24 protein-coding genes are annotated in these 20,310 nt (G+C 75.7%); 12 read left to right on the forward strand and 12 right to left on the reverse strand.

Annotated features, from left to right (window positions below; translation table 11 throughout):
- Positions 1-270: 270 nt before the first annotated feature.
- The 4 genes from HL189_RS02830 to HL189_RS02845 form a co-directional block, all read right to left on the reverse strand.
- The gene (locus HL189_RS02830) at positions 271-972 is read right to left on the reverse strand and encodes a hypothetical protein (RefSeq protein ID WP_369132191.1); all 702 of its coding nucleotides are present in this window, start codon (positions 970-972) and stop codon (positions 271-273) included.
- Positions 969-1,886, reverse strand: coding sequence for an ABC transporter ATP-binding protein (locus HL189_RS02835; RefSeq protein WP_369132192.1), 918 nt, complete (start codon positions 1,884-1,886; stop codon positions 969-971). The genes HL189_RS02830 and HL189_RS02835 overlap by 4 nt, the downstream gene beginning before the upstream one ends.
- Positions 1,883-2,245, reverse strand: coding sequence for a GntR family transcriptional regulator (locus tag HL189_RS02840; RefSeq protein WP_369132193.1), 363 nt, complete (start codon positions 2,243-2,245; stop codon positions 1,883-1,885). The genes HL189_RS02835 and HL189_RS02840 overlap by 4 nt, the downstream gene beginning before the upstream one ends.
- Before the next feature lie 138 nt (positions 2,246-2,383).
- Positions 2,384-3,088 (reverse strand): helix-turn-helix transcriptional regulator, encoded by a 705-nt coding sequence (locus tag HL189_RS02845; protein ID WP_369132194.1) that lies wholly within the window; start codon positions 3,086-3,088, stop codon positions 2,384-2,386.
- 135 nt (positions 3,089-3,223) lie between these two features.
- On the opposite strand from HL189_RS02845, the gene HL189_RS02850 reads away from it, so the two are divergent.
- The 7 genes from HL189_RS02850 to HL189_RS02880 are packed head-to-tail and all read left to right on the forward strand — an operon-like array spanning position 3,224 to position 9,052.
- Positions 3,224-3,526 (forward strand): urease subunit gamma, encoded by a 303-nt coding sequence (locus tag HL189_RS02850; protein WP_369132195.1) that lies wholly within the window; start codon positions 3,224-3,226, stop codon positions 3,524-3,526.
- Positions 3,526-3,831, forward strand: a complete 306-nt coding sequence (locus HL189_RS02855; RefSeq protein ID WP_369132621.1) for an urease subunit beta — start codon at positions 3,526-3,528, stop codon at positions 3,829-3,831. Before HL189_RS02850 ends, HL189_RS02855 begins: the two co-directional genes overlap by 1 nt.
- A complete protein-coding gene (locus tag HL189_RS02860) occupies positions 3,825-5,546 on the forward strand; it encodes an urease subunit alpha (protein ID WP_369132196.1) in 1,722 nt (573 codons plus the stop codon). The genes HL189_RS02855 and HL189_RS02860 overlap by 7 nt, the downstream gene beginning before the upstream one ends.
- Complete coding sequence (locus HL189_RS02865; protein WP_369132197.1) at positions 5,546-6,196, forward strand: urease accessory protein UreF; 651 nt, start codon at positions 5,546-5,548, stop codon at positions 6,194-6,196. The genes HL189_RS02860 and HL189_RS02865 overlap by 1 nt, the downstream gene beginning before the upstream one ends.
- Before the next feature lie 18 nt (positions 6,197-6,214).
- A complete protein-coding gene (gene ureG / locus HL189_RS02870) occupies positions 6,215-6,895 on the forward strand; it encodes an urease accessory protein UreG (RefSeq protein WP_369132198.1) in 681 nt (226 codons plus the stop codon).
- Entirely contained in the window at positions 6,892-7,692 is an 801-nt protein-coding gene (locus HL189_RS02875; protein WP_369132199.1) for an urease accessory protein UreD, read from the forward strand. The genes ureG and HL189_RS02875 overlap by 4 nt, the downstream gene beginning before the upstream one ends.
- Positions 7,679-9,052 (forward strand): 8-oxoguanine deaminase, encoded by a 1,374-nt coding sequence (locus HL189_RS02880; protein ID WP_369132200.1) that lies wholly within the window; start codon positions 7,679-7,681, stop codon positions 9,050-9,052. Before HL189_RS02875 ends, HL189_RS02880 begins: the two co-directional genes overlap by 14 nt.
- A 60-nt stretch (positions 9,053-9,112) precedes the next feature.
- Here HL189_RS02880 and HL189_RS02885 read toward each other — a convergent pair whose 3' ends face one another.
- From HL189_RS02885 to HL189_RS02900, 4 genes are read right to left on the reverse strand one after another with little or no spacing between them, the layout of a single operon-like run.
- A complete protein-coding gene (locus HL189_RS02885; protein ID WP_369132201.1) occupies positions 9,113-9,832 on the reverse strand; it encodes an anti-sigma factor in 720 nt (239 codons plus the stop codon).
- The gene (locus HL189_RS02890) at positions 9,813-10,409 is read right to left on the reverse strand and encodes an RNA polymerase sigma factor (protein WP_369132202.1); all 597 of its coding nucleotides are present in this window, start codon (positions 10,407-10,409) and stop codon (positions 9,813-9,815) included. Before HL189_RS02890 ends, HL189_RS02885 begins: the two co-directional genes overlap by 20 nt.
- A 50-nt stretch (positions 10,410-10,459) precedes the next feature.
- Positions 10,460-11,134, reverse strand: coding sequence for a class F sortase (locus HL189_RS02895; RefSeq protein WP_369132203.1), 675 nt, complete (start codon positions 11,132-11,134; stop codon positions 10,460-10,462).
- Positions 11,135-11,160: 26 nt separating this feature from the next.
- Positions 11,161-11,976 carry a DUF4397 domain-containing protein gene (locus HL189_RS02900; protein WP_369132204.1) on the reverse strand — a complete coding sequence of 272 codons (816 nt, stop codon included), beginning with the start codon at positions 11,974-11,976 and terminating at the stop codon, positions 11,161-11,163.
- 288 nt (positions 11,977-12,264) lie between these two features.
- Here HL189_RS02900 and HL189_RS02905 point away from each other — a divergent pair, with 288 nt between their 5' ends.
- The 4 genes from HL189_RS02905 (at position 12,265) to HL189_RS02920 (ending at position 15,843) form a co-directional block, all read left to right on the forward strand.
- Positions 12,265-13,239: an anti-sigma factor RsbA family regulatory protein gene (locus tag HL189_RS02905; RefSeq protein ID WP_369132205.1), complete on the forward strand. Its 975-nt coding sequence runs from the start codon at positions 12,265-12,267 to the stop codon at positions 13,237-13,239.
- Positions 13,236-13,739, forward strand: a complete 504-nt coding sequence (locus HL189_RS02910; RefSeq protein WP_369132206.1) for a DUF309 domain-containing protein — start codon at positions 13,236-13,238, stop codon at positions 13,737-13,739. Before HL189_RS02905 ends, HL189_RS02910 begins: the two co-directional genes overlap by 4 nt.
- On the forward strand, positions 13,736-14,911 hold the full coding sequence (locus HL189_RS02915; RefSeq protein WP_369132207.1) for a MalY/PatB family protein: 1,176 nt from the start codon (positions 13,736-13,738) through the stop codon (positions 14,909-14,911). The genes HL189_RS02910 and HL189_RS02915 overlap by 4 nt, the downstream gene beginning before the upstream one ends.
- Positions 14,912-14,988: 77 nt before the next feature.
- Positions 14,989-15,843, forward strand: a complete 855-nt coding sequence (locus HL189_RS02920; RefSeq protein ID WP_369132208.1) for an Fpg/Nei family DNA glycosylase — start codon at positions 14,989-14,991, stop codon at positions 15,841-15,843.
- A gap of 36 nt (positions 15,844-15,879) precedes the next feature.
- Here the strand turns inward: HL189_RS02920 and HL189_RS02925 are convergent, their stop codons facing one another.
- Positions 15,880-16,704: a hypothetical protein gene (locus HL189_RS02925; protein ID WP_369132209.1), complete on the reverse strand. Its 825-nt coding sequence runs from the start codon at positions 16,702-16,704 to the stop codon at positions 15,880-15,882.
- 114 nt (positions 16,705-16,818) lie between these two features.
- Between HL189_RS02925 and HL189_RS02930 the strand changes: the two genes are divergently transcribed.
- On the forward strand, positions 16,819-17,487 hold the full coding sequence (locus HL189_RS02930; RefSeq protein ID WP_369132210.1) for an HAD family hydrolase: 669 nt from the start codon (positions 16,819-16,821) through the stop codon (positions 17,485-17,487).
- Here HL189_RS02930 and HL189_RS02935 read toward each other — a convergent pair.
- The 3 genes from HL189_RS02935 to HL189_RS02945 form a co-directional block, all read right to left on the reverse strand.
- Complete coding sequence (locus HL189_RS02935) at positions 17,471-18,667, reverse strand: MBL fold metallo-hydrolase (RefSeq protein ID WP_369132211.1); 1,197 nt, start codon at positions 18,665-18,667, stop codon at positions 17,471-17,473. The two genes, HL189_RS02930 and HL189_RS02935, sit on opposite strands and share 17 nt — an antisense overlap.
- A 62-nt stretch (positions 18,668-18,729) precedes the next feature.
- Complete coding sequence (gene codA / locus HL189_RS02940; protein WP_369132212.1) at positions 18,730-20,007, reverse strand: cytosine deaminase; 1,278 nt, start codon at positions 20,005-20,007, stop codon at positions 18,730-18,732.
- Complete coding sequence (locus HL189_RS02945; RefSeq protein ID WP_369132213.1) at positions 20,004-20,177, reverse strand: hypothetical protein; 174 nt, start codon at positions 20,175-20,177, stop codon at positions 20,004-20,006. Before HL189_RS02945 ends, codA begins: the two co-directional genes overlap by 4 nt.
- Positions 20,178-20,310: the final 133 nt, after the last annotated feature.

A 20,310-nucleotide genomic window follows, 5' to 3' on the forward strand; every position in this document is an offset into this window, starting at 1 on the left:
GAAGCTAAGCCTTTCAGCGCCGATGGTACTGCCCCGGGGACGGGGTGGGAGAGTAGGACACCGCCGGACAACCATTCCCGGAACGGGGGTCAGAGCATCACTGCTCTGGCCCCCGTTTCGGCATGCCCGGGGTCGGTCGCGAGCGGCGTCACCGGTGGCGTTCCGTCAGCGACACAACAGGCCGTACCGGTGCCGGCTGCACCGCGGGGCCCGGAACGGACCGATGGCCGGCCCCCGTGCGGGGAGCCGGCCATCGTGGAGCGGCGGAGATCAGGGAACGCTGCGCCGGAGGGCCGTCCACGTCATCCCGGCGAGCACGACCGCGGCCACGGTGGGCAGCAGGATCGTGTACTCGTAGACCGACTGGTCCACCAGCCACCGACCCAGGTTGCCCCACGCCCGCTGCCACGTCAGCAGGACGCCGAGGCCGCCCACGACCAGCAACGTCGACATGCCGAGCGTCCAGAGGCCCGTCGTCCCCCAGCGCTTGGAGACCGAACCGATGCACATGCCGAGGAACGCGCAGGCGAGCATCGGCAGCGCGTAGACGGCCACCTGCAGTGCGGGGTTCCCCACGTCGATCGGCCCCGGACCCCAGAAGGCCAGGCCGACCCCCCATCCGCCGGTCGCGTTCTCCACGGCGTCCAGCAGGGTCAGGGCGGTGCCGTAGCCGAGGGCCTGCACCAGCGCGACCAGGGCGGTCCCGGCGTAGAACGTCCGCCGGCTCAGGCTCACCCCCATGGCGAACGGGAACATCTGGGTGACCGCCTGGACGAAGACGATCAGCACGGTGATGTAGAGCGACGCGAGCCCGCCGGTGAAGCCGCTGTCGCCCGCCTGCTCGGCGATGTCGCCGAGCGCCCAGATGGGCAGGTTGATGGCGAAGCTGATCCCCACGACCATCCAGGGGACGCCGAGGATCACCAGCGGGTGCACGAGGTGCATGCGGGCGACGGCGAGGAGACGGTTCATCGGGAGACCTCCTCGAGGTCGGTGCTCGGGGTCAGGGTGGGACCGGCCTCGGCGGCCCGGCTCAGCGCGACCACCAACTGCTGGATGGACGTCGGCTCCACGGTCAGGCCCAGATCGCCGGCCACCTGGCGGTCGGTCGCCGACCCGACCTGGACGATGGCGCGGGCCTGCCCGGCCATCGACTCGGTGCGGAGCACCCGGTGCACGGCACCGAACGTCGCGACGGTCGTGGCAGGTCCGGAGACGGTGAGTGCCGTGGCCCGGAGCGACTCGGCGTCGGCGTCGAGCAGCACGCGACCGCGGTCGATGAGCAGCACGTGCTCGAGCAGGTCGCTGATCTCCTCGATCAGGTGGGTCGACAGCACCACGGTGCGCGGGTGCTCGGCGTAGTCGGCGAGCAGCCGGTCGTAGAACAGCTGGCGCGCGACGGCGTCCAGCCCCAGGTACGGCTCGTCGAAGAGGGTCACCGGAGCCCGTGAGGCCAGGCCGATCACGACGCCGACGGCAGAGGTCATGCCCCGGGACAGCTTCTTGATCGGCCGCTTGGCCGGCAGGTCGAAATCGGTGAGCAGCTGCTCGGCCAGGTCCCGGTCCCAGTCCGGGTACAGCGTGGCCGCCACGTCGACGGCGTCCCGGACCCGGAAGTGGTCGGGGTAGCGCTGCCCCTCCTTGATGAAGCACAGCCGGCTGAGCACGCGGTCGTTCTCGTACGGGCGCTCGCCGAGCACCTCGACCCGGCCGGACGTGGGCACCCGGTGCCCGGTGAGCAGCTGCATCAGGGTGGTCTTCCCGGCGCCGTTGCGGCCGAGCAGCCCGGTGATCGTGTCGGCCTGCAGGACGGCGGAGACGTCGGCGAGGGCGGTGGTCCCGCGGAAGCGCATCGTCACCCGGTCCAGCGTCGCTGCCGCGCTCATGCCCCTGCCCTCCGCTCGCGCAGCATCTGGCCGATCTCGGCGACCGTGATGCCGACCTTGTCGGCCTCCGCCAGCAGCGGTGTCAGGTACTGGTCGGCGAACTCGCTGCGGCGCCGCTTCAGCAGCTGCTCGCGAGCACCGGTGGCGACGAACATCCCCACTCCTCGTCTCTTGTAGAGCACCCCGTCCGCGACCAGCTGGTTCAGGCCCTTGGCCGCGGTGGCCGGGTTGATGCGGTGGAAGGCGGCCAGCTCGTTGGACGAGGGGGCCTGGCTCTCCTCGGCGAGGGAGCCGTCGACGATCGCGTCCTCCAGACGGGTCGCGATCTGCCGGAAGATCGGGCCGGCGTCCTCGTTCACGGCGCCCCGGCACGAACGGGACGAGCCCGGTGGCTCGCTGGTTCATTACTCATGTAATGAACCATAGAACCACCGGGCTCGGTGCGGCAAGGGTGTTCACCCGGCCGGTCGGCGGGAAGCCGGCCGGCCGGTACCGGGTCAGGCCTGCGGGGTCTCCGGAGCGCCGTCGGGGCCGCCGTCCGGCGCCTGTCCGGCCAGGATCAGGTAGAGCGCCCGGCGGGCGTCGCCGAGGACCCGGGCAGCCTGGGCCAGCTGGTCGGCGTCGCCCACGCGGCCGAGCTGGTGGGTCGCACCCATCAGCTCGCCCATCAGCGCACGCAGGTCGGGCCGGTCGCCGGCGCCGCCGAACGCGGTGAACGGATCGACGTCCCCCAGTCCGGCCACGTGCGCGCGGCCGGCCTCGGTGAGCGCCACGAGCTTCCGGCCGCCCTCGGCGGTGACCAGGACCAGGCCCTCGTCCTCCAGCTGGGCGATGGTCGGGTAGACCGCCCCGGGGCTGAGCTTCCACGCGCCCCCGGTGCGCTCGGCCACGGCCTGCATCAGCTGGTACCCGTGCATCGGCTCCTCGGCGAGCAGGAGCAGCAGTGCCGTGCGGACGTCGCCGCGACCGGCGCGGCCGGGCCGCCCGCCCGGCCGTCCGCGGTGCCCGCCGCCGCGGCCGCCGGGATGCCCGGGGCCGAACGGCCCGCCGCGGTGCCCGAACGGGCCGCCGGCGCGGCCGAACGGCCCCTCGAAACCGCCGGCGTGCTCGTGCGGGTGGTGCCCGCGCGCTGCGGGCTCGCCGCCGGCGCGGGGGGCGTGGTGGTGGCGGCGATGCCGCGACCACGGGCTGGTGGGGTCCATGTCGCACCTCCGGAAGTCGTCGATGCACTCACGATATGTCGTGACCGGTCTCGCAACAAGGTCGTCATCGACGCAACAGGACCGTCACACCGGGCCGCTAGCGTCCGGGCTCCGTCGTCGACGAGGAGGGTCCCGGTGCTGCTGTCCCCGCACGAGCAGGAGCGGCTGATGCTCAGCTACGCCGCCGAGCTCGCCCGCCGTCGTCAGGCCCGCGGCCTCCGGCTGAACCTCCCCGAGGCAACCGCGATCGTCACCGACCACGTGCTCGAGGGCGCGCGCGACGGCCGGCTGGTCACCGACCTCATGCAGTCCGGTCGCACGGTCCTCACCCGGGGTGACGTCATGGACGGCGTCCCCGAGCTGCTCGAGGAGGTGCAGGTGGAGGCGACCTTCCCGGACGGGACCAAGCTGGTGACCGTCCACCACCCCATCCCGTGATCCCCGGTGAGGTCCTCCCCGCCGACGGCGAGATCGAGACCCTCCCCGGTGCGCCGCGGATCGAGCTCGCGGTGCACAACACCGGCGACCGGCCGGTCCAGGTCGGCTCGCACTTCCACTTCGCGCAGTCCAACCGCGCCCTGGTGTTCGACCGGGCGGCCGCGCACGGCCACCGGCTGGACATCGCGGCCGGCACCGCGGTCCGGTTCGAGCCGGGCATCCGCCGCACCGTGACCCTCGTGGCGCTGGCCGGCGCGCGGATCGTGCCCGGGATCAGCGCGCAGGGGGGCCTGGGCCGGTGGTGAGGCTGTCCCGCGAGCGCTACGCCCAGCTCTACGGCCCCACCGTCGGGGACCGGGTCCGGCTGGCCGACACCGACCTGCTCATCGAGGTGACCGAGGACCGCAGCGGGGGTCCGGGGCTCGCCGGGGAGGAGGCGGTCTTCGGCGGCGGGAAGGTCATCCGCGAGTCGATGGGGCAGGGGCGGGCCACCCGGGCCGAGGGCGCCCCCGACCTGGTGATCACCGGCGCGGTGGTCCTGGACCACTGGGGCGTCGTCAAGGCCGACGTCGGCATCCGCGACGGGCGGATCGTCGCCCTGGGCAAGGCCGGCAACCCCGACACGATGGACGGCGTCCACCCGGACCTGGCCATCGGCCCGGGCACCGAGGTGCTGGCCGGCAACGGCAAGGTGCTCACCGCCGGCGGCGTCGACTGCCACGTGCACTTCATCTGCCCGCAGGTCGTCCCCACCGCCCTGGGCTCCGGCGTCACCACGCTCATCGGCGGCGGCACCGGCCCGGCCGAGGGGTCCAAGGCCACCACGATCACCCCGGGCGACTGGTACCTGGCCCGGATGCTCGAGGCGATGGACCCGTTGCCGGTCAACGTCGCGCTGCTGGGCAAGGGCAACACGGTCCGCCAGGACTCCCTGGAGGAGCAGTTGCGGGCCGGCGCCAGCGGCTTCAAGCTGCACGAGGACTGGGGGTCGACGCCCGCCGCGATCGACGCGGCGCTCACCGTCGCCGGGCGCCACGGCGTCCCGGTGGCGCTCCACTCGGACACGCTCAACGAGGCCGGGTTCGTGGAGGACACGCTCGCCGCGATCGCCGGGCGGAGCATCCACGCCTACCACACCGAGGGCGCCGGGGGCGGGCACGCGCCGGACATCATCACCGTCGCCGGGCACCCCAACGTGCTCCCCAGCAGCACGAACCCGACCCGGCCGCACACGGTGAACACCCTCGACGAGCACCTCGACATGCTCATGGTCTGCCACCACCTGGACTCCAGCGTGCCGGAGGACCTGGCGTTCGCGGAGAGCCGCATCCGGCCGACCACGATCGCGGCGGAGGACCTGCTGCACGACCTCGGCGCCATCTCGATGATCGGCTCCGACGCGCAGGCGATGGGCCGGGTCGGCGAGGTGGTGATGCGCACCTGGCAGACCGCGCACGTGATGAAGCGCCGGCGGGGGTCGCTGGAGGGGGACGGTCGGGCCGACAACCTGCGCGCCCGCCGGTACGTCGCCAAGTACACGATCTGCCCGGCGGTGGCCCACGGCATCGACGGCGAGGTCGGTTCGGTGGAACCGGGCAAGCTCGCCGACCTCGTGCTCTGGGACCCGAAGACCTTCGGCGTCCGGCCGCACGTCGTCCTCAAGGGCGGGATGATCGCGTGGGCGCAGATGGGTGACGCCAACGCCTCCATCCCCACCCCGCAGCCGGTGCTTCCCCGGCCGATGTTCGGCGCGTACGGCCGGGTGCCGGCCCGGACCTCGCTGCACTTCGTCGCCCCGGCGGCGCTGGAGGCCGGGCTGGCCGACCGGCTGGCGGTGGACCGCCGGCTGGCCGCGGTCACCGACACCAGCCGGCTGGGCAAGGCCGACATGCCGGAGAACGCCGCGCTGCCGGAGATCCGGGTGGACCCGGACACCTTCACCGTCTCCGTGGACGGCGAGGTCTGGGAGCCCGAGCCGGTGCGCGAGCTGCCGTTGGCCCAGCGGTACTTCCTGTTCTGATGGCACTCGCCGCGCTGCTCACCCTCGCCGACTCCCGGCTGCCCGCCGGCGGGCACACCCACTCCGGCGGCGTGGAGCAGGCGATCGCCGCGGGGGTGGTCACCGACGCGGCGTCCCTGGCGGTGTTCCTGCGCCGGCGGCTGGCGACGTCCGGGGCGGTCGCGGCCGGCCTGGCCGCGGCCGCCTGCCGGGCTGCCGGGGACGCAGACCCGGCCGCAGCGCTGTCCCGCCTGGACGCGGAGGCGGACGCCCGGACCCCCTCCCCGGCGCTGCGAGCCGCCTCGCGGCAGCAGGGGCGCGGGTTGGTGCGGGTGGGCGGCCGGGCCTGGCCGCACCCCGCCTGGGCGGCGCTCCCTCCTCACCCGCACCACCCCGTCGCCCTGGGCGTCGCGGCAGCGGCGGGCGGGCTCGGGCCCGCCGATGCCGCCGCCGCGGGCGCCTACCTCGCGGTCAGCGGGCCGGCGACTGCAGCCCAGCGGCTGCTCGCGATGGACCCGATCACCGTCGCCGCCGTCACCGCCCGCCTCGCGCCCGAGGTGGACGAGGTCGCGTCGACGTCGGCCGCGGCGCTGCCCGCGGCTGCCGACCCCCTGCTCGACCTGCTCGCCGAAGTGCACGCCGCACGGAAGGACCGGTTCTTCGCCTCATGACCCTCATCGGGAGTCCAGATGCCGCCTGACCACGACCTGGACGACTACGTCGACCCGTACGCACCGGGCCACCGGCACGGCGGGCCGCTGCGCGTGGGGCTCGGCGGGCCGGTCGGCTCCGGCAAGACCGCGCTGGCCGCGGCGCTGTGCCGCACCCTGGGCGGCGAGTTCGACCTCGCCGTCGTCACCAACGACATCTACACGACCGAGGACGCCGACTTCCTCCGCCGCAACGCCGTCCTGCCCGACGACCGGATCGAGGCCGTCCAGACCGGCTGCTGCCCGCACACCGCGATCCGCGACGACATCACCGCCAACCTCGACGCCGTGGAGCTGCTGGAGTCCCGCCACCCCGAGCTGGAGCTGGTCTTCGTCGAGTCCGGCGGCGACAACCTGACCGCGTCGTTCAGCTACGGGCTGGTCGACGTGCAGGTGTTCGTGGTCGACGTCGCCGGCGGGGACAAGGTGCCGCGCAAGGGCGGACCGGGCGTCACCGGCGCCGACCTGCTCGTGGTCAACAAGACCGACCTCGCGCCGCTCGTCGGGGCCGACCTCGGCGTGATGCGGCGGGACGCCGACGCGGTTCGTGGGGGGAAGCCCACGCTGCTGATCTCGCTGCGCGAGGACCCGGCCGCCACCCCGGTGGCCGAGTGGGTGCGGGAGCAGGTCCGCGCGAGGGCCCTGCAGACCACTCCGTGAGGACGCTCGTCGAGGTGGTCGCCCGGCGCGGTCCGGGCGGTCGGACGGTGCTGCCGGTGATGCGGGCCAGCGGGCAGCTCGCCGTCCGCCGGACCGGCGCCGCCTCCGTGCACCTCGTCGCGACCGCGTTCGGCCCGCTGGGCGGGGACGACGCGGAGATCCGGCTCGTGGTCGAGGAGGGTGCCCGGCTCAGCGTCCACACGGTGGCCGCGGCCGTGGTGCTGCCGCAGCGGGGCGCGTCGCCGCCGTCCCGCCAGGCGGTGCGGGCGGAGGTGGCCGGCACGTTGGACGTGGCTCCGGAGCCCACCGTGGTCACCGCGCGCGCCGCCCACGAGGCCGACCTGCTGGTGCAGCTCGGGCCGGACGGCGCGCTCACCGCCACCGAGCAGGTGCTGCTCGGCCGGGCGGGGGAGCAGCCGGGCCGCTGGACCGGCACCGCCCGCGTCGAGCGCGACGGCCGCCCGCTGCTGCACACCGCGGTCAGCCTCGGCCCCGGGGCGCCGGCCTGGCTGCCGCCGGTCGCGCCGCGCGCGTACGTCTCCACGCTGCGGCTCGGCGGCGACGCCCCGGCCGGGGTCGGGACCGCCGACGACGCCGTGCGGTTGCCGCTGCCCGGCGGATGGGTGGCCACCGCGTGGGGCGCGGAGCTGCCCGAGGCGGTCGCCCGGCTGGCCGCCGTCACGGCCCCGCCGACGAGCCGCTGGCCGTGGCGCGGTGATGCGGGCCCGACCGTGGACGGAGCCCTGCCGCCGGACCGTTCCGCGGGGTGGGCATCATGCCTCCGTGCGAACCGCTGACCTCCTCGTCCACGACGCCGAGCTGATCGCCACCGTCGACGACGCCCGCCGCGAGCTCCCCGGTGGGTGGGTGGCGGTCACCGACGGCGTGGTCAGCGGACTCGGCGGACCCGCCGACGCCGAGCCGGAGGCCGCCCGCCGGGTGGACGCCCGGGGCTGCCTGGTCACCCCGGGCCTGGTCAACACCCACCACCACCTGTACCAGAACCTCACCCGCGCCTACGCGCCCGCGCTGACCGGCGGGCTGTTCGACTGGCTGGTCACCCTCTACCCGCTGTGGGCGCGGCTGGACGAGGAGGCCGCGCACGTCAGCGCGTTCGTCGGGCTGGCCGAGCTGGCGCTGTCGGGGTGCACGACGTCCACCGACCACCTGTACGTGCACCCGGCCGGCGGCGGCGACCTGATCACCGCGGAGGTGGCGGCCGCCCGGGAGCTGGGAGTGCGGTTCCACCCTTCCCGCGGGTCGATGTCCCTGTCCGTCAAGGACGGCGGCCTGCCGCCGGACTCCGTCGTGCAGGACGACGACACGATCCTGGCCGACTCGCAGCGCCTGGTGGAGGCGCACCACGACCGCTCGCCCACGGCGATGACCCGGATCGCGCTGGCCCCCTGCTCGCCGTTCAGCGTGTCCACCGCGCTGATGGCCCGCACCGCCGAGCTGGCCGAGTCGCTCGACGTGCGGCTGCACACGCACCTGGCCGAGACCCAGGACGAGGATGCCTTCTGCCTGGAGACCTTCGGGCGGCGGCCGGTCGACTACCTGTCCGACGTCGGCTGGATGACCGACCGGGTGTGGCTGGCCCACGTGGTCTGGCCCTCCCGCGAGGAGGTCGCCCGGCTCGGGACCGCACGGGTCGGGGCGGCGCACTGCCCGTCGTCCAACATGATCCTCGGCAGCGGCCTGGCCCCGGTCGCCGAGCTGCGGGCCGCGGGTGCGCCGGTCGGGCTCGGGGTCGACGGGTCGTCGTCGGCGGACTCGGCGTCGCTGTGGCTGGAGGCGCGCACCGCGATGCTGCAGGGCAAGCTGCGGCAGGGCGCGGCGGCGATGTCGGCCCGCGACGCGCTGGAGGTCGCCACCCGGGGCGGCGCGGCCTGCCTGGGCCGGACCGGGGAGATCGGGCAGCTGTCGGTCGGCGCGTGCGGCGACCTCGCCGTCTGGTCGCTGGAGGGCGTGCAGTTCGCCGGGGCGCTGTCCGACCCGGTCGAGGCCTGGCTGCGGTGCGGCCCGGTGGCCGCGCGGCACACCGTCGTCGGCGGGCGGTTCGTGGTGGAGGACGGCGTCGTGACCCACCCCGGGCTGGAGGAGCAGCTCGCCGTCCACCGGCGGGTCTCCGCGCGCCTCCAGGCCCCGCTCACCTGATCGGCCCCGTCCAGAGGCCCGCCCCGAGCGTGCGAGGGGTGAGGGGGACGGGGTCCTCCCTCAGGAGAGGGAGCCGCGGGCGACGCTGACGCCGGAGTGGGTCGGGTCGCCGTCCAGCGGCTCCACCGAGACGTCCACGACCGGATAGGCGGTCAGGTCGACGCCGGGCGGCAACGGCAGCACGGTGTCCCCGGCGGTCACCGCACCGACCTGCACCATCCGCTGCGCGTCGGGCTGCAGCAGCCACACCTCGTAGTAGCCGTCGTCCAGGGACGGCGCCGAGAGGTCCACCTGGAGCAGCCGGTGCCCGTCCGCCTCCCGGACCTCGGCCCGGCCGGAGGCGTCCTCCCCGGCCAGCGCGTCGAGCCCGGCGGTGGCGACCACCGTGCCCGACGGGCCGTCGTCCCGGGTGACCGCCACCGCACCGGCGCCGACGGCGATGCCCGCCGCCACCGCGGCGGCGAGCGCGAGCCAGCGGCGGGCCGGACGGCGCAGCGGGACCACCGGCGCCAGGGGAGGCTCGGACGGCGGGGGAGGCTGGGACGGCGGGACGGCGGACACCCCGGTCGCGGCGGCGATCCCCGCCCACAGGTGCGGCGGCGGGGGCACCGGGGCGCCCGGCGCAGCGAGCTCCGGCACGGCGAGCACCTCGACGCTGCGCCGCAGGGACGCGACCTCCCGCCGGCACTCCTCGCACCCGGCCAGGTGCTCGGCGTCCTCGGCGGGCAGCGGCTCGCGGAGGGCGGCGAGCGCGAGCGTCTCAGGACTGCAGTGCTGCACCGTCCACCTCCAACCGGGTCCGCAGGCGCTCGAGGGTGCGCCGGATGTGGCTCTTCACCGTGCCCAGCGGCAGCCCGGTGCGCTCGGCGATCTGGCTGTGCGTGAGGTCGGCGAAGAAGGCCAGCTCGATGATGCCGCGCTGCGGCTGGCCGAGGCGGTCCAGCTCGCGCAGCAGCAGCAGCCGGTCGGCGACGAGCGCGGCCAGGCCGTCGTCCGGCCCGCGCTCAGGCCGGGACCGGGCGTCGACGACGGCGGCCTCGGCCAACCGGCGCTGCCGCTCCCGCCGGGCCCACACGTCGGCGATCTTGTGCCGGCAGACGCCGACCAGCCAGGCGGCCAGCGGTCCCTCGTCGGGGCGGTAGCCGGTCCGGCCGGTCCAGGCGGAGATGAAGGTCTGCTGCGTGACGTCCTCGGCGTCCGGGCCGGCGCCGAACGCGCGCACCGCCATGCCGTGCACGATCCCGGCCCACCGCTCGTAGGCCTCGGCGAGCGCCCGCTCGTCGCCCGCGCGGAACCGACGGCCGACGGAGTCGTCGTCCGGCTCGAGGGACTCCCCGGGAATCGGCGCCGACCGCACGTCCTGACCGTAGGGGGTCGCCGTCCGGCTCGGCAGGCCGAGGGTCGCCGTCACGCCGGGACCGCCACGACGACGACGTTGTCCCGGTAGCTGCCCAGCTCGGGGAGGAACGGTCCGCCACAGGTCAGCAGGACCAGCCGCGGATCACCGTTCCGGGCGAACAACGCGGCCAGCGGCAGGGCCTGCTTCTCGACCAGCTCGCGGCTCACCACCCGCCACCGGGTGACGGTCCCCGCGGCGTCGGTGACCTCGACGGTCTGCCCGGGTTCCACCGAGCGCAGGGCGGCGAGCGGGCCCAGCCCCTGCTCGACGCCGTCCACGTGCCCGGCGAGCACCGCGGAACCCGGCTGACCGGGTACCGGGCCGAACCGGTACCAGCCGACCCGATCGACGTCGGCGGGCAGCTCCATGAGCCCGTCCCCGGTGACGCCGACGGGGTCGACGGCTGCCGTGACGCCCGATCCCGGCACGCTCACCGCCACCGGTGCGGCCGCCGGGTCCGGGACGGCCGCCGGAGCGGCGTCCCGGACCGTCACCGGGGGGAGGACGCCTGCGGGCGGCTGCGGAGCCAGGACCGGGCGGAGGAGGACGTCGCCGACCGGCGACCCCAGTGCCTGGGTCACGGGCACCCCGGCCGACGACGGCGGACGGGCCACCGCCCAGGCCGCGGGCGCGCCGCCCGCCACCGCGAGGCCGGCCACCAGGCCCACCACGGCTCGCCGCACGACGTCCTCCTCCCCGGTGCCGGCCGTCAGCGGCGGCCGAGGACCAGCCGCCGGCCGGCCACCGCGGCGCCGGTCAGGCCGAGCGCGGACACCGCCAGCACGCTCATCGGCAGGCCGGCGTCGTCGGCCAGGCCGGCCGAGCCGGCGGGGACGCCACCGGGTGCGGAGGACGCGTTCCCGAGCTCCTGCACCGCCAGCTGGTAGCCGGCCTCGGAGCTGCCCCAGGCGTAGACGGCGGTGGCCGTGCCCTCGGCGAGCGGCAGGTCGGCCGGGCCGATCGCCACCGTCTCGGTGCCGGCCAGGACCACGTCGGCCGAGATGGTGCCGGCCGGGACGGTCAGCGTCGCCTCGTTCGGGTTCGTGAGCCCCGGCGCGACCACCTGCCCGCCGGCGCGGACGTCGACCGCGGGTGCGGCCGCGGCGTGCCGGACGGTGACCCGGGCCTGACCGGCGGGCACCGGGGTGACGTCGTTGACGAACGGGGTGAGGGTCGGTGTGCCGCCCTCGGTGAGGTGGGCGACGACCGTGGCGTTCGCCCCGGCGGGCACCTGGACGCCGGTGGCCGACGCGGCCGGCTGGGTGGACGCCGGGTCGGAGCCGGCCGGGTAGATGGCCAGGTCGTAGCTGCCCGCGGGCAGCGACACGGGGTCGGTGAGGGTGCCCGGCGCGAAGTCGGACAGGAGCTCCTCGCCGTTGGCGTAGACGTCGACGGTCACCCCCGGCACACCGTGCAGCACCGAGACGCTGGCGGTGTCCGCCGCCGCCGCGGGGCCGGCAGCGAGGACGACGGCGAACGCTCCGGTGGCGCCGGCGGCGAGAGCGAGGGAACGGGACCTGGTCACGGTGGTGTCCTTCCGGTGGGGGCGTGCCTGACACACCTCCTTCCGCGGCACCCCCGCCGGTGGATGCAGCCGTGTCCGGGACCCGATCCCGATGAGTCCGCTCGACAGGTGGCCGTCCGGGTGACCGGGCAGGATGGGGCGGTGCCGTTCCGCAGCGATCGGCGCGCGCCCGGTGGTCGCAGGCTGCACTCGAGGCCGGGGACTGACCTGGGCTCGAGCGGGTAGGGGAACGACGGGACACGGCTGCCTGGATGGTGGCGTCGCGACGGCAGGACGGAGACCAGCGGCATGGACGGGGCAGCCGGGTCCGGGGTGCACCGCGGGCTCCTCGCCGCCTCGGACGCCGAGCTGGTCGACGGGATGGTCGCCTTCGTCTGCGCCGGGCTGGACGCGCGCCAGCCGGTGGTGGTGGCCTGCACGGAGCCGACCGCGGCGCTGCTGCAGAAGGAGTTCCCCGACCACGACGAGATCTCCTGGCCCGACTGGTCCGACGTCTACGGGAACGGCCCGGCCGCCGCGATCACCGCCGTCCGCCGGCTGGGCGCGCGGCACCGGGGGTCGGGCGCGGCCGCGGTGCGCGTCGTCCTCGAGCCGGTGCCCGCGTCCGGTGAGGACACCTGGCGGGAGTGGCAGCGCTACGACGCCGTCCTCGACCACACGCTCACCGAGGCCGCCGAGCTCGGCGAGGGCGACCTGGTCGTGCTGTGCGTGTTCGACGCCCGCCGGGTGCCCGGTCCGCTGCTGGACGCCGCGCGCGCCACCCACCCGGTGCTCCTCGTCGACGGCCAGGACGCGCCGAACCCGGCGGCCGTCGAACCCGAGCACTACCTCGCGACGCTCCCGGTGCCGCCGGAGCCGCTGGAGGAGACCGAACCGCTGGTGCGCGCCGACTCGGTCCGTGACCTGCGCGGGCTGCGCCGCGCCCTGGCCGCCCGCGCGGCCGACGCGAGCCTGCCGGCCGGCTCGGAGCCGGCGCTCGAGGACTTCCTGCTGGCCGTCGACGAGATGACGACCAACGCCCTGCGCCACGGGCGGCCGCCGGTCGACCTGCGGCTGTGGGCCGACGAGAAGCGGCTGGTCTGCACCGTCACCGACCGCGGCACGGGGCTGCGGGACCCGTTCATCGGCTACGGCCCGGCGCACGGCGACGACCTGTCGCTGGGCGGGATGGGCCTGTGGCTGGCGCGGCAGCTGTGCGACCACGTCGACATCACCCCGACCGAGGACGGCGTCCGCGTGCGGCTGACCACCGTCCTGGGATGAGCATGGTCGCCGGCGACCGCGACCGGGACACCGCCGGGCGGGCCCGCAACGCCCGGCCCCGGGACGCGCTGGGCCGCCCGCTGCCCCGCGGCGCGGAGGGGGAGCCGCGCGCGCCGGAAGGCGTCGTCCGCACGCCGGAGGCCACGCTGGCCGAGGCGCAGGCGCTCCTGGACGCCGGCCGCCCGTTCCACGCCCACGAGGTCCTCGAGGACGCGTGGAAGACCGGGCCCGCCGACGAGCGGGACCTCTGGCGCGGGCTGGCGCAGCTCGCCGTCGGGCTCACCCACGCCGCCCGGGGCAACGCGGCCGGCGCCGGCACGCTGCTCGGCCGGGCCGCGCGGTCCCTCGGCACCGCCGGGGTCGCGGCCGGGCGGCACGGGGTGGACGTCGCCGGGCTGCTGCGCTGGGCCGAACCGCGGGCTGCCGCCGCGCAGACCGGGGCACCGGTCGACCTGACGCCACCCCGGCTGCGGTCGACCGGAGCGGAGGTCACCCGGTGACCGGCGACCTCGCCCGCTCCTTCGACGACCTCACCGAGGAGGCGCTGCGCGCGTCGGGCAGCCTGAAGTGGACGCGGTACGGCGACGCCATCGGGGCCTTCGTCGCCGAGATGGACTTCGGGACGGCGCCGGCGGTCACCCGGGCACTGCACCGGGCCGTGGACGCCGCCGCCTTCGGTTACCTGCCCGCCCCGACGGCGCGGGCCCTCGCCGAGGCCTGCGCCGCGTGGCAGGCCGACCGGTACGGCTGGCCCGTCCCCGCCGAGCGCGTGGCGCCGCTGGCCGACGTCGTCGCCGGCCTGCAGGCCGCGATCGAGCACTTCACCCCGGCCGGCACGCCGGTGGTCCTGCCGACCCCGGCGTACATGCCCTTCCTGGTCGTCCCGCGGCTGCTGGGCCGGGAGATCGTCGAGGTGCCGCTGGCCCCCGGCCCGGACGGGCGGCTGACCTACGACCTCCCGGCGCTGGACCGGGCCTTCGCCGCGGCCGGCGGTGGGCTGCTGGTGCACGTCAACCCGCACAACCCGGTCGGCCGGGTGTTCACCGAGGCCGAGCAGCTGGCCCTCGCCGAGGTCGTGGAGCGGCACGGCGTCCGGGTGTTCTCCGACGAGATCCACGCGCCGCTGGTGTACCCGGGCTCGGTCCACCGGCCCTACGCCTCCCTCTCCCCGGTCACGGCCGGGCACACGGTCACCGCCGCCTCGACGTCCAAGGCCTGGAACCTGCCCGGGCTCAAGTGCGCGCAGCTGCTGCTGTCCAACGACGCCGACGCCGCGCACTGGGCGCAGGTCGGCCAGCACGCGGCGCTCGGCTGCTCGACCCTCGGGGCGATCGCGAGCACGGCGGCGTTCCGCGACGGCGCGGGCTGGCTGGACGACGTCCTGGGCTACCTCGACGGCAACCGCCGGTTGCTCGCCGACCTGCTGGCCGCGCACCTGCCGCAGGTCCGGTACACGCCGCCGGAGGGCACCTACCTGGCCTGGCTGGACTGCCGGGAGCTGGGGATCGAGGAGCCGCTGGGCGAGTTCTTCCTGCGGGAGGCCGGCGTGGCGCTGGTGGACGGGCTCGAGTGCGGGCGGGCCGGCGCCGGGCACCTGCGGCTCACCCTGGCCACCCCGCGCCCGGTGCTGGAGACCGTCGTGCAGCGGATGGCCGCCGCCGTCCGCCCCTGACCCCGGGCGGCCATGTTGGCCAACATGGCCACTTCCGGGGGACGGCGCGGGGTTGTGCCCGCGTGGATCATGGGCGGGTGCCCGAGTTGCCCGAGGTGGAGGCGCTGGCGGCGTTCCTGCGGGAGAACGCCGTCGGCCGTGTGATCGCGCGCGTGGACCTGGCCGCCGTCCAGGCGATCAAGACCTTCGACCCGCCGCTGTCGGCGCTGTCCGGGCTGGAGGTCACCGGGGCGGCCCGGCACGGCAAGTTCCTCGACCTCGACGTCTCGGGGCTGCACCTGGTCGTGCACCTGGCCCGGGCCGGCTGGCTGCACTGGCGGGAGGCCCTGCCGCCCGCGCCGCCCAAACCGGGCCGGGGGCCGCTGGCGCTGCGCGCCCACCTCGATGACGGGAACGGCTTCGACCTCACCGAGCAGGGGACCCGCAAGGGCCTGGCGGTGTACGTCGTCCGGTCGCCGGCGGAGGTGCCCGGCATCGCCCGGCTCGGGCCGGATGCGCTCGACGTGGACGCCGAGCGGCTCGGTGCGCTGCTGGCCGGCCGGCACGGCCAGCTCAAGGGCACGCTCACCGACCAGACGGTGCTCGCCGGGATCGGCAACGCGTACTCCGACGAGATCCTGCACGCCGCCCGGCTGTCGCCGTTCCGGATGGCCGACAAGCTCACCGACGACGAGCTGCTCCGGCTGCACGCGGCGCTGCGGGAGACGCTGCTGGGCGCCCTGGACCGCCAGCTCGGTCAGCGGGCGGCGACGATGAAGGGCGAGAAGCGCGCGGGCCTGCAGGTGCACGCCCGCACCGGGCTGCCCTGCCCGGTCTGCGGCGACACGGTGCGCGAGGTGTCCTTCGCCGACACGTCGCTGCAGTACTGCCCGACCTGCCAGACGGGCGGCAAGCCGCTGGCCGACCGGCGGATGTCCAAGCTGCTCCGCTGAGCGGGACGCGGTCCGCGCCCCGCCCAGCGGAGCAGGTCAGCGCCCGGCGTGGACGGCGTCGAAGCCGACCCGGTCGACCTTCTTGTGGTAGCGGGTGCCCAGGATGCCGCCGAGCACGGCCCCCGCGAGCGTGGCGGCCAGGACGGCGACCAGCGCGATGATGCCCGCGGTCGTCGCGGTGCCCTCGTTGACCGGGATCCGCGGCAGGTCCAGCTGGGCGAGCACGTTGTACTGCGAGCCGAAGACCAGCCCGGCGAGCGCCAGCAGGAGCACGACCAGCAGGCCGATCACCCACACGGCGACGCCCTGCTTGGCCCCGCTGAAGCGGGACATCCGCGCGGCGACGTACCCGCCGGCCAGGTAGGCGAGGAACAGCACCACCAGCAGCGCGATGCCACCGCCCAGCCCGATCCCGGCGGCCGAGCTGACCGCCTCGTCGACGCTCACCCCCTGGGTCAGGCCGACCGCGACACCCCCGGCGGACAGCAGCGCGACGAGCAGCACCGCCAGCCCGTTGGCCGACAGCCACCCGAAGAACGCCGGGCCCCAGTGGATGCCGCCGTAGCGGGCCCGCTGCGCGTCGACCACGTCCTTCCGGGACACCGCGGCGGGGGGTGCCACGGTCCGGGGCCGGTCGGCGTCCGGGCGCAGCTCCTGGGTGGACTGCCGGTTGACGCCGGTGCCCGAGGTGGGCAGCACCTGGGTCGTCTCGCTGTCGGCCCGGGTGCTGGGCGGGGTGCTCCCCGCGGAGCCGGCGGGAACGGCATGGGACCCACCGCCGCCCGGTGGGACGTCCGCGGCGTGGTTGCCGCTGAACTTGGCGCGGATCGTGTCGGTCACCCGGTGGCCGTCGCTGGGCATGGTCGTCCTCCTGTTGACCCTGAGCTGGATCAGTTGGCGCGTGGATGCCCGTTCCGCGAGGTGATCAATCCTCCGGCGGCGCGGGCCGCCGCGGAGGAGGCCAGGATGGGCGGCATGGCGTGGGTGACGTTCGACCTGTTCAGTGCCCTGATCGACTCCCGCACCGGTGGGACGGCGGCGTTCGACCGGATCGCGGCGGGACACGGCTGGGACGTCGCCGGCCGCGACCTCTACGACGACTGGGACGCGCGCAACAAGGGCTCGCAGAAGGACCTCCCGGCGGAGCCGTGGGTGACCTTCGCCGAGCACAGCCGGCGGGCGCTGGCGGCGGCCTACGCCGCGCGGGGGCTGCGGGCCGACCCGGCCGGGGACGCGGCCGCGCTGCTGGCAACCCTGCCGGACTGGCCGCTGTGGCCCGACGTCGAGGCCGGGCTCACCGAGGTCGCCCGCGACCACCGGGTGGGCATCCTGTCCAACGTCGACGACGAGCTGTTCCGCCGCACCCGGGCCGCGGCCCTGGTCGACGACGACGCGGTGCTCACCAGCGAGCGGCTGCGCGCCTACAAGCCGCACCCGGACATCTACCGGCGGGCGGCGGAGGCGGGCGTCGACGTGCACGTGCCGGCGTCCGCCCGGGACACCCGGGGAGCGCTCGAGGCCGGGCTGGCGGTGGTCCGGGTCGCCCGGCCCGGGCACCGGGTGGACCCGGCCGGCCCCCAGCCGCGGTACGAGGTCGAGGACCTCACCCAGCTCCCGGCCGTGCTGGTCAGCGCCGCGAGCTGAACCGCCGGGCCGGGCCGGGCCGGCGGTTCCCGTCCTCCGCCGGCAGCGGGGCACGCGGTGCGTCGTCGGCCGAGCCGACGGCGGTCCACCAGTCGGTGAGCGGCGGCGGGGCCAGGACGTCGACGCGCTCCCCGGGCCGCGGGACGACGACCGTCACGTCCCGGGCCTGCGCCGCGGCGACCAGCCGGTCCACCGGCTCGGCCCAGCGGTGGAAGGCCAGGTTGAACGTCGCCCAGTGGATGGGGACGAGGACCTGCCCGCCGAGGTCCCCGTGCGCCCGCACCGCCTCCTCGGGGTCCATGTGGATGGCGTGCCAGGCGTCGTTGTAGGCGCCGATCGGCTGCAGGGTCAGGTCGAAGGGGCCCAGCCGGGCGCCGATGCCGGCGAAGGCGGGGGTGTAGCCGGTGTCCCCGCCGAAGAAGACCCGGTGCTCGGGCCCGGCGACCACCCAGGAGGACCACAGCGTGGTGTCCCGGGCGAAGAACCGCCCGGAGAAGTGCCGGGCCTCGGTGCAGGTCAGCGTCAGCCCGGCGACCGTGGCCGACTGGTCCCAGTCGAGCTCGACGATCCGGTCCTCCGGCACGCCCCAGCCGCGCAGGTGCACGCCGATGCCCAGCGGGACGACGAACGGCGCCGACTGGGTGCGCACCAGCGCGCGGACGGTCGGCAGGTCGAGGTGGTCGTAGTGGTCGTGGCTGATCAGCACGGCGTCGACCGGGGGGAGGCCGGCGATGCTGACCGGCACCGGGTGCAGCCGGGTCGGGCCGAGCAGCGGGGACGGCGAGACCCGTTCGGCCCACACCGGGTCGACCAGCACCCGGCGCCCGTCCACCTCCAGCAGCGCGCTGGAGTGCCCGTACCAGGTGACCGCCAGCGCGCCCGCCTGCTCGGGCACCTCGGGTCGGGCCAGCGGCACCGGGGCGCCGGGCAGCCCCTTGTGCCGGTCCTCGTGCCACTGGCGCAGCAGCCCGCTGCGGGGGGTCGCCGGTTCGAGGGCGGGCGTCGGCATCGCGTTGTGGAAGCGGCCCTCGGCGAACTGCGGCGAGCCCGTGACGGTGGGACGCAGCCGCCGCTGGCTGGCGCCCAGCGCGGTGGGCAGCCCCCAGGCGGCCCGGACGACCCAGCTGGCTCCTCCGGCGAGCGCGGCGGCAGCGGTCAGTACGGCGGTACGGCGGATCATCGGCACACCTCCAGCATCCCCTGCCGGGCTGGACGGTGGCTGGGTGGCCGGCCGGGGGGCACTCAACGGAGGAAGGTGACCGGCTCGGGAGTACCCGACCAGGTGACGGTCGTCCGGGCCGGCTCGGTGCGGGCGACCACCCGCCCGCCCCGCAGCACCAGGGTGCGCGGTGCCACCAGCCGCAGCGCGTCGACGTCGGTGGGCGCGTCGAAGACGACCAGGTCGGCGGGGTCGCCCGGGCGGAGCCGGTTCTCCGGGAGGCCCAGGGTGCGGGCGGCGTCGGTGGTGATCATGTCGATCAGCCGGGGCAGCTCCTCGTCGCCGCTCAGGTGCGCCAGGTGGGCCAGCACGAACGCGCACTGGAGGGGGTCGCCGTAGCCGAGCGGGTACCAGGGGTCCATCACCGAGTCGTGGCCGATGCTCACGGTGATCCCGGCCTCCTGGAGCTGCTTCACCCGGGTGTTGCCGCGGCGCACCGGGCCGGTGTCGAACCGGCCCTGCAGGACCGCGTTGTCCAGCGGGTTGGTCACGAAGTGCATGCCGGACCGGGCCAGGTTGCCGATCAGGCGGTGGGCGTAGGCGGCGTTGTAGGAGTGCATGGCGGTCGTGTGCGAGGCGGTGACCCGGCCGGCCATTCCCCGGCGGATCGTCTCGGCCGCCATGACCTCGACGAACCGGGAGTGCTCGTCGTCGGTCTCGTCGCAGTGCACGTCGACCATCAGCCCCCGCTCGTCGGCCAGCGCCATCAGCCAGCGCACCGACTCCACGCCGTCCTCGCGGGTGAGCTCGTAGTGCGGGATGCCGCCGACCACGTCCGCTCCGAGGTCGACCGCCCGCTCCATCAGCTGCTGGCCGTCGGGGAAGCCGAGGATGCCCTGCTGCGGGAAGGCGACCAGTTGCAGGTCGACCATGTCGCGCACCTCCTCGCGCAGCTCGACCAGCGCCCGCAGCGCGGTGAGCTGCGGATCGCAGACGTCGACGTGGCTGCGCACGGCCTGCACGCCGTTGGCGACCTGCCAGCGCAGCACCTGCCGCACCCGCTGCTGCACGTCCTCGACCGTGAGCTCGCGCACCCGGTCGGCCCAGACGGCGATCCCCTCGAACAGCGAGCCGCTGACGTTGGGCCGCGGCTGGCCGACGGTGAGCACCGCGTCGAGGTGGATGTGCGGCTCGACGAGTGGCGGCGTCACCAGCCGACCGCCGAGGTCGATCGTCTCCCGGGCGTCCTGGCCGGTGGCCTCGACGAGGACGCCCCCGTCGACGGCTATGTCCACCCTCGCGGGGCCCCCAGAGGCGGTGGTCCGCGGCAGGACGGCGTTGCGCAGCAGCAGGTCGATCATGTCGCCCACCCTGGCAGGCGCCGGGCATCCGGAGGTGGACTCCTCAGCCCGCGATCGCCGCCACCGGCGGGGTCCGCGCCGCCCGCCGGGCGGTTGCCGACACCGAACAGCGCGATCACCACCGCGATGCCGAGCAGGCCGGTGACCACGAGCAGCCGCACGTCGAGCACCGAGTCCAGCGCGGCCCGCTCGCTGGCCAGGCCGCTGACGGACGCACGGCGTCGAACGTGCGGCCGGCCAGGGCGTCGAGGCTCACGAAGGGCACCTGCCGTTCCTCACGGGACGACGTCACGGGACCCGTTC

The organism is Modestobacter sp. I12A-02662 (assembly GCF_041028325.1).
In the GTDB taxonomy this organism is placed as follows: domain Bacteria; phylum Actinomycetota; class Actinomycetes; order Mycobacteriales; family Geodermatophilaceae; genus Modestobacter.

Excerpts from the sequence above, each read along its gene's own strand:
- HL189_RS02830 (WP_369132191.1), bottom strand. The coding sequence starts at position 972 with ATGAACCGTCTCCTCGCCGTCGCCCGCATGCACCTCGTGCACCCGCTG.
- HL189_RS02835 (WP_369132192.1), bottom strand. The coding sequence starts at position 1,886 with ATGAGCGCGGCAGCGACGCTGGACCGGGTGACGATGCGCTTCCGCGGG.
- HL189_RS02845 (WP_369132194.1), bottom strand. The coding sequence starts at position 3,088 with ATGGACCCCACCAGCCCGTGGTCGCGGCATCGCCGCCACCACCACGCC.
- HL189_RS02865 (WP_369132197.1), top strand. The coding sequence starts at position 5,546 with ATGGCACTCGCCGCGCTGCTCACCCTCGCCGACTCCCGGCTGCCCGCC.
- ureG (WP_369132198.1), top strand. The coding sequence starts at position 6,215 with ATGCCGCCTGACCACGACCTGGACGACTACGTCGACCCGTACGCACCG.
- HL189_RS02905 (WP_369132205.1), top strand. The coding sequence starts at position 12,265 with ATGGACGGGGCAGCCGGGTCCGGGGTGCACCGCGGGCTCCTCGCCGCC.
- HL189_RS02910 (WP_369132206.1), top strand. The coding sequence starts at position 13,236 with ATGAGCATGGTCGCCGGCGACCGCGACCGGGACACCGCCGGGCGGGCC.
- HL189_RS02925 (WP_369132209.1), bottom strand. The coding sequence starts at position 16,704 with ATGCCCAGCGACGGCCACCGGGTGACCGACACGATCCGCGCCAAGTTC.
- HL189_RS02930 (WP_369132210.1), top strand. The coding sequence starts at position 16,819 with ATGGCGTGGGTGACGTTCGACCTGTTCAGTGCCCTGATCGACTCCCGC.
- HL189_RS02935 (WP_369132211.1), bottom strand. The coding sequence starts at position 18,667 with ATGATCCGCCGTACCGCCGTACTGACCGCTGCCGCCGCGCTCGCCGGA.
- codA (WP_369132212.1), bottom strand. The coding sequence starts at position 20,007 with ATGATCGACCTGCTGCTGCGCAACGCCGTCCTGCCGCGGACCACCGCC.